6 protein-coding genes are annotated in these 7,384 nt (G+C 73.4%); all 6 read right to left on the bottom strand.

Annotation, left to right across the window (positions count from 1 at the left end):
• A partial coding sequence (locus JHN63_RS13535; RefSeq protein ID WP_307781884.1) for a GTPase-associated protein 1-related protein occupies positions 1-1,426 on the bottom strand: 1,426 nt, incomplete at its 3' end.
• The gene (locus JHN63_RS13530; RefSeq protein WP_200680033.1) at positions 1,423-2,676 is read right to left on the bottom strand and encodes a hypothetical protein; all 1,254 of its coding nucleotides are present in this window, start codon (positions 2,674-2,676) and stop codon (positions 1,423-1,425) included. The genes JHN63_RS13530 and JHN63_RS13535, both read right to left, overlap by 4 nt.
• A gap of 3 nt (positions 2,677-2,679) precedes the next feature.
• Positions 2,680-4,845: a hypothetical protein gene (locus JHN63_RS13525; RefSeq protein ID WP_200680032.1), complete on the bottom strand. Its 2,166-nt coding sequence runs from the start codon at positions 4,843-4,845 to the stop codon at positions 2,680-2,682.
• Between the two features lie 103 nt (positions 4,846-4,948).
• Complete coding sequence (locus JHN63_RS13520; RefSeq protein ID WP_200680031.1) at positions 4,949-5,689, bottom strand: sirohydrochlorin chelatase; 741 nt, start codon at positions 5,687-5,689, stop codon at positions 4,949-4,951.
• 10 nt (positions 5,690-5,699) lie between these two features.
• Positions 5,700-6,578: an ABC transporter permease gene (locus tag JHN63_RS13515; RefSeq protein WP_200680030.1), complete on the bottom strand. Its 879-nt coding sequence runs from the start codon at positions 6,576-6,578 to the stop codon at positions 5,700-5,702.
• Positions 6,565-7,371 (bottom strand): ABC transporter ATP-binding protein, encoded by an 807-nt coding sequence (locus tag JHN63_RS13510; protein WP_200680029.1) that lies wholly within the window; start codon positions 7,369-7,371, stop codon positions 6,565-6,567. Before JHN63_RS13510 ends, JHN63_RS13515 begins: the two co-directional genes overlap by 14 nt.
• Between the last annotated feature and the right edge of the window lie 13 nt (positions 7,372-7,384).

The following is a 7,384-nucleotide window of genomic DNA, read 5'->3' as shown; positions in this document are numbered from 1 at the left end:
CCGCCGGGTCGGCGAGCCCGGCCCGCAGGGCGGGGGCGAGATCGCGGGCCAGCTCGTCATGGGCCCACGGGGTCAGGGACCCGGCCCGCAGCGCGGGCACCGGCCCCTTGCCGAGCACCGCCGACGCCAGCACCCGCGCGGCCAGCGGCGCCGACACGACGGCCGGCACCTGCCCGTCCAGCCGTGCCAACAGGGCGGCCAGCGCGGCCTGTTCGTCGTCCGCCGAGCCAGGGGGTGGCGGTGCGGCCTGCCCGTGCCCTGCCGAGCCAGGAGACGGCGGTGTTGCCTGCCCGTAGCCAGTCGAGCCGAGGGACGACGGATCCGCCTGCCCGTGCCTGGCCGAGCCGTAGGAGCCCGACCCCGCCGGCGCATCGTTCGCCCAACTCCGGGCGCCCGGCACGCCCCGTGCGCCGTCCGCCCACCCCGAGCCGGCCAGGGGCCCCTCGCACAGCCCCGCGACCAGCGCCGTGAGCGTCTCGTCCGGGAGCGCGCCCGCGTGTTCGGTCGCCCAACGGGCCGCCTCCGTACGGGCGTCCGGGCGCAGGGCGATACCCGCGATCAGTGCCGTGGCCGCCAACTGGCCCAGGTCCTCGGGGGTGTTGTGGAACAGGTCGGGGCGGCCCGCGCGCCAGATCCGGGCGCACACCTCGGCCCAGGTGTCGGCGACCGGCCCGGACGGCTGCTGCCCGGTGCAGTCGTGGACCCGGTAGCGGTGGTCGTGGGCGACCGACTCGGAGGACGGCAGTGCGCCGACGAGCTGCTGGCGGGCCTGTTGGGGGCGGCGGGTGTACGTCGAGAAGGTGAGCCGGTGCGCCTGCTCGCGGGGCAGGACCGCGCAGGCGAGCGCGATCCACTGGGCCACATCGGCGCTGTCGTGCTCCACGACCACGATCTGCCCGGCACCCGGATCCGCGGCGACCGCCCGCAGATCGGCGAAGAACGGCGCGAGCCACCCGGCCCGGGACACCGCGAACGCGACCAGCGCGTCCTTGCGGAGCAGCCCGGACGGCTCGATGCGCTCGACCGGCTGCGGCCTGCCGCCCGGGGGAGTCGTGTCCGCCCAACGCGGCGACTCCCAGGCGGTGATGGGCAGCACCCCGTCCGGCAGCCGGGTACCGGCCGGCAGATGCACGGCGTGCGCGTGGAAGTTGCCCCAGCGTCCGCTGTAGTCGGCGCCGATGTACACCGAGCGGCTCAACAGCCGCCCGCCGTCCGAGAGTTCACTGAAGCTGAAGGCCTTCGGGAACCCCTTGAGCTGTTCGGTGTCCGGCCGGGCCGGGCAGTCGCGCGGCGGCTCGTACCCGATGAGCTGCTCGGCCTCCCGCAACAACCCCTGCGGAACCCCCGCGCTGACCGCGGTGAAGCGGAAGCCGGAGCCGTCGGGGCCGGGCGGCGCCGAGGTGTAGTGCAGCTGGGCCAGGGTCACTTGGCTCGCCCCTTCCCGGCGGTACGGACCGGCAGCACCCCGCGCAGCGCCAGCAGCCACAGCAGCGGATCCTCCACCCGCACCGGCTGCGGCCCCGACTTCGGTACGTCCGCGGGCGCGTCGGCGGGCGGCGGCGCACCCAGCGCCGAGAGCCCGAACATCGACAACCGGTCGAAGTCCAGCTCCAGTTGACGCATCAGCGCCCCGGAGTCCCAGTCCGCCATCAGCGAGCGGATCTCCTCGTGCACGGTGAGCCGGTCGTCCTCGTCATAAGTGCCCTCCGGATGCGGGGCGTTGCGCAGCACCGGCGAATGCGCGTCCAGCAGCGGCTTCAGCATGTCCGTCTTCGTCACCGCCACCGCGATCGGCGTACTCACCCGGCCCCGTGAACCGCCCTTGCCGTGGGCGCGCAACTGGGCGGCCAGATCGGCGGCGATCTGCTGCGGCGGGGTCTCCACCATGGGCAGCGGCGGACCGTCCTGGAGCGGCAACCGGTCGCGTACGGAGCCCAGTTGCAGGGGGTCGACCAGCAGGATGATGCCGTCGGCCGCGCTGAGATAGCGCGTGTACCGGTCCATCGCCTCGGCGCCCGCGAGGTCCTCGCCCGCCGCGTCGAAGAAGACCAGCGTGGTGTGCCGGGTGCCGTTGCCGAGTCTCCCGCGCCGGGGCACGCTCAGCCGGTACAGCAGCGGGTCGTTGAAGCCGAGCGCCGCAGGACGGGTCGCGTCCGGCAGCCGCAGCCGCTCGTACAGGTCCTCCGCCATCTCCCGGTCCCGCTGCTGGGTGGACTGCCCCATCGCCGCCAGCGAGGCGTGATAGGCCTGCCCGACCCGGTGGTTCAACTCGTTGACCAGCACGGACACATAGGTGCTCTTGCCGGAGGCCTTCGCACCGACCAGCGCGATGATCCGGCTGTCCTGGTCGCAGTAGTCGCTGGGCAGGTCGCTGTGGCAGGACGCGCACACCCGGACGGTCGTGGTCACCCCGCAGTCCGGGCAGGGCACGCTGCTCCCGGAACCGGAGCGCAGCCCGGACGCCAGCGCGCCCATCCCGCGCGCCGGGGCGAACACCGGCCCCCGCAGCAGGGCCGCCGGATTCACACCGGGACCCACGAACCCGGCCCAGACATCGTCCCGTTGGGACCCACAGGGTGTGCCCCCGCGCACCCCGCTCGGGGTCATCAGACACCGGTAGGGCAGTTTGGCCGCCGAGGTACGGGCGAAGCAGTAGGGGCAGATGACGGTCGTCATGGCTCAGCGCACCACCAGGGTCGCGGGGGACGGTTCTTCGAGTCGTACGGAGGCCGCGTGCTCGCCCAGCAGAAAGCCGCGCAGGGTGTACGGCGCCGGGCAGGGCGCGGCCGGCAACTCCTGCTCCACCGTGCCGAGTCGGAGCAGATCGGTGCCGGGGATGCGCAGCAGGGTCGTGCCGTCCGCCGCGCTGCGCGGCCGGAGCGTGCCACTGCGCGCCACACACACGAACTCCGGGGCGTCGTCCTGCTCCCCGCCCTCCGGCGCGGACAGGGTGACCCGCAGCAGCGGACGCCCCCGGCCGAGCAACCGGCGCGGCGCGCGCACCAGTTGATACCCGATGGCCGTGTCGGGCGGCAGCAGCACCTCGGCCGCGTCCGGTACGACCACGACGGCGCCGGGGACCTGGGGCGCGGCGGCGACCCGGACCCGTACGGCGTGCGGCCCCACCGGCAGCCGCAGCCCGCCCCGCCGGTAGGCGTGCGCGGTGACACTGCGCTCGCCCGAGTCCCAACTCACCCTGAGATGAGGGGTGTCACCGGGCCAGTCCAGCGAGACCTCCGCCTCGCCGCCCGGCAGCCGCCGCACGGCGAGCCCGGTCACCGGCCGCAACACCTCGACATCCACGACGGGACCGGCCAGCGCCCGCTCGCCGAGGACGGCGACGGCGGCGACCCGGACACTCAGACCGGGCGGCGGACACAGCGCCCCGTCCCGCTCGGGCCAGCCGAGCCCGGCGGGCAGGTCCCGTGTGCGCAGTTCGGCGCCGGGGGCCGGGACCGCGCCGGGCCACTCCACCAGCCGTACGTCCCCTTCCTCGGCACCGGTCCACACGAACCGGACGGCGTCGCCCTCGGGGCGGGCGCTGAGGGCGCGGACGGGGGAGGGCCAGGGGTGGACGGTGCGGGTGGCGCGGACGCCGGGGGAGGCGACGGGCTGTCTGCCGGGGGTGCGGTAGTGACAGACGACGCGGACGGTGTGACGGCCGGGCGGAAGGCCCGTGGCGGTGAACCCCTCGGAACGGAGGGTGAGTTGACCGCCCTTGGTGTCCGGACCGGTGCGCTCGACCGTCACGTCCGTGGCGCCCGGCGGACGCTTCCAGGTGCCCACGATCCGCTCCGGCCCGTCCGTCAGGGTGAGCGCCTCCACCTCCGGGGCGAGCAGCAACCGGTGCGAGACGAGGGGCGGACCGTCCACGAGTCCCTCGCGCAGGGGGAGGGCGGCATAGCGGACGGTGCTCCCGAGGACCAACGCCTCGTCACGCGCGGCCACTTCCCGTACCGCGGGCGCACCCCGTTCGTCGCGGTGCAGACACAGCAGCCGCCAGCCATCGTCCGAGCCCGACTCGTCCCACGTCAACCGCACATGGTCCAGGCCGAGTTCGGCAGCCAGGGCGGCCGGCTCACCGGCCCGCGGCCGGTGCGCCCGCACCAGTCCGCGCAACGCCCGCCGGTCGTCGGCGACTTCACGCAGCGCGCGCAGATACTCCGCGCCGACGGTCTCCGTATCCCGGTCCTGCTCGGCCCGCCGCGCCGCGAGCAACGCCGCGTCGACCAGGGCGAAACGTCGGACCGACTCGGCTCGCAGCGACCGTACAGCCGGGTCGTCGGTGCCGTGCGGCAGCCGTTCCAGCAGGGCGCGGACCCGGTGCAGCCGGTGCTGCTCCCAGGCCCCGGCGAGGGACTCGGCGGCCTGGCGCTCACGCCGGTCGAGAAGAGGCCGCACCCGGGCCGCCGCCACCAGCCCGCCGATCTCGTCGGCGTGCACCCCCAACTGGGCCGCCGTCTGCGGACGTTCCTTCGCCGGCCGGTCCTGGAGCAGCCCGATCAGCTGATAGAGCACGACCCTGCGCACCGCCTGCGGATCACGCCGCTGCGCCTCGGCCAGCAGCCGCGCGAGTCCGGCCGTCGGGGTCGGGGCGCGGGCGAGATCCTCCAGGAACGCGACGTCCACGCGCCGGCGCCCACGCCCGCCCGACGGCACGTACACCCCGTCGAGCACGCTCAGCCCAGCGGCGCCGGGCGGTAGTAGCGCCTCGCCCAAGTGCCTTAAGCCGAGCGCGTGTTGGGCGGCGACGAGCTCGCCGTAGGACGCCACGAGGGGACTCAGCGGCAGCCCGGACAGTGCCCGGGGCAGCCCCAAGTGATGCCCGAAGTCCCGACCCTTCACGTGTGCCGCTCCCCCGCTTGCTCCGCGAGGAACCATCCCAGCAGATCCGCGGCCCCAGGGGGACCCTTTTTCGCGAATCCGGGCAGGTCGGACCTGTGACGCGCTATACGCCCACGGCGGCGAGCATCGGGGCCAGGGCCGCGTCGTAGCGCTCCAGCAGCAGGCGCGCCACCTCCGGTGCCGGGCCCAGGACGTCGGCGAGGACGTCCGCCTCCGCCGCGCCCCGTGCGATCCGGTCGGGGAGGAAGCCGGGGGCCAGGACGTACGGTGCGACCGCGACGCGTTCGCAGCCCAGGGCGCGCAGTTCACGGACCGCGTCCTCGGTGCGGGGCAGGGCCGCCGAGGCGAACGCGGGGCGCACGGCGCGCCAGCCGGTGTGCCACCACTCCCGAGCGATGCCGTCGATCACCGCGATCGCCTCCGGGTCGGTGGACCCGGCCGAGGCCAGGACGACCCCGGTGGAGGACTTGTCGGCGGGCGTCAACCCGGCCTCGTAGAGCCGCCGTTCGAGCGCGCGCACCAGCAGCGGCGACGGACCCAGCACCTCCGCCTGTCTGATCCGCAGTTGTGACGGCGCGTCCCGCAGGACCGCCGGGATGTCCGCCTTCGCGTGGAACGCCCGGGTCAGGAGCAGCGGGAGGGCCACGACGTCCCGCACACCCTGTGCCGCCAGCGACTCCAACACCCCGTGCACGGAAGGGATGTTGAAGTCCAGGAAGCCGATCTCCACGCGCAGCCCGGGCCGCCGCGACCGTATCCGCCGGACGAGGGCGTGGACGGTCGCGGCGTGCCGCGGATCGCGGCTGCCGTGGGCGATGACGAGGAGAACCGGCCTCTGGTGCATACGGATCAGCTCAGCTCTTCACCAGCAGACCGCGGCTGCGCAGCACCCACCGCTCCAGCGGGCTGAAGATCAGCAGATCGATGGCGATACCGACGAACAGGATCAGGATGATGGCCTCGAAGACCATCGCCATGTCGCTGTTGGTACGGCCGTTCTCCAGCAACTGGCCGAGGCCCACGCCCAGATCGGGGAACTGGGCGATGATCTCCGCCGCCATCAGCGAGCGCCACGAGAACGCCCAGCCCTGCTTCAGGCCCGCCACATAGCCGGGGAGCGCAGCCGGCAGCGTGACATGCCAGATGCCCTTGATGCCGGTCGCGCCCATCGTGCGGCCCGCCCGCAGGAACAGCGGCGGCACCTGGTCGACGCCGGAGACCAGGCCGTTGGCGATCGAGGGGACCGCGCCGAGCAGGATCACGGCGTACATCATCGAGTTGTTCAGACCCAGCCAGATCACGGCCGGCGGCACCCACGCCACCGACGGCAGCGACTGGAGGCCGGACAGGATCGGACCGATCGCCGCGCGCACGAACTTCACCCGCGCCACCAGCAGCCCCAGCGGGGTGCCGATCAACAGCGCGAAGAAGAAGCCCAGCAGACCGCGCGAGACGCTGGTCCAGATGTAGCCGAGCAGATCGCCCGCCAGCCAGGCGTTCTTGAACTCCGTGCCCACGGCGCCCGGCGAGGGCAGCTTGCTCGGGTCGTCGACGATCGGGGTCAGGATCAGCCAGACCACCACGACCACCGCGAGCGCGACGATCGGCGGGAAGATCTTGCTGACGAAGGTCTGCCGGAAGGTCGGACGGCCGGTGACCGTGGTCTCCAGGGCGTCGAGGCCGGCCTCGACGCTCCCGCCGTCCTTGACCGTCGTCGTCTCAGTGCTGGCCATGACGGCGGATCTCCCCACGCAGTACATCGGTGATCTCAAGGGACAGTTCGGCCACGGGCGCGTCCTCGATACGGCGTGGCTGCGGGATGTCGACCGTCCACTCGCGGGCGATCCGGCCGGGCCGGGAGGACAGCAGGATCACCCGCTGGGCGAGCCGTACCGCCTCCCGCACGTTGTGCGTGACGAACAGGACCGAGAGCCCCGTCTCGCCCCAGATACGGGTGAGTTCGTCGTGCAGGACGTCCCGCGTGATGGCGTCCAGCGCCGCGAACGGCTCGTCCATCAGCAGGATGCGGCTCTCCTGGGCGAGTGCGCGGGCCATGGCGACGCGCTGCCGCATACCGCCGGACAGTTCGTGCACCCGCTTGCCGTACGCGCCCGGCAGCCGGACCAGTTCGAGCAGCTCCTCGGTCCGGCCGCGCCGCTCGTCCTTCGGAACTCCCCTGAGTTTCAGGGCGAGTTCGATGTTCTTGCCCGCGGTCAGCCAGGGGAACAGGGCGTGTTCCTGGAACATCAGCGCGGGGCGGCCGTCCGTCGTGATGGACCCGGTGGTGGGCCGGTCGAGGCCCGCCACCAGGTTCAGCAGCGTGGACTTGCCGCAGCCCGAGGCCCCCAGGAGGGTGACGAACTCGCCGGGCGCGACATCGATGGTGATGTCGTCCAGGACGAGTTGCTGCCCACCCGGTGTCGCGAAGGACTTCGAGACATGCTCGAGGCGTGCCGCGTGCTCTACCGACTCGGTGGTCTCCTTGGCGAAGGTCGTGGCCACGGTCGTCACCTCCTGGGAAGTCATCGGGTTGCCTCGA

Source organism: Streptomyces sp. MBT65 (assembly GCF_016612545.1).
Taxonomy (GTDB): domain Bacteria; phylum Actinomycetota; class Actinomycetes; order Streptomycetales; family Streptomycetaceae; genus Streptomyces.
The sequence above is the reverse complement of the archived record's forward strand: the minus strand, read 5'-3'. Positions and strand labels throughout refer to the sequence as shown.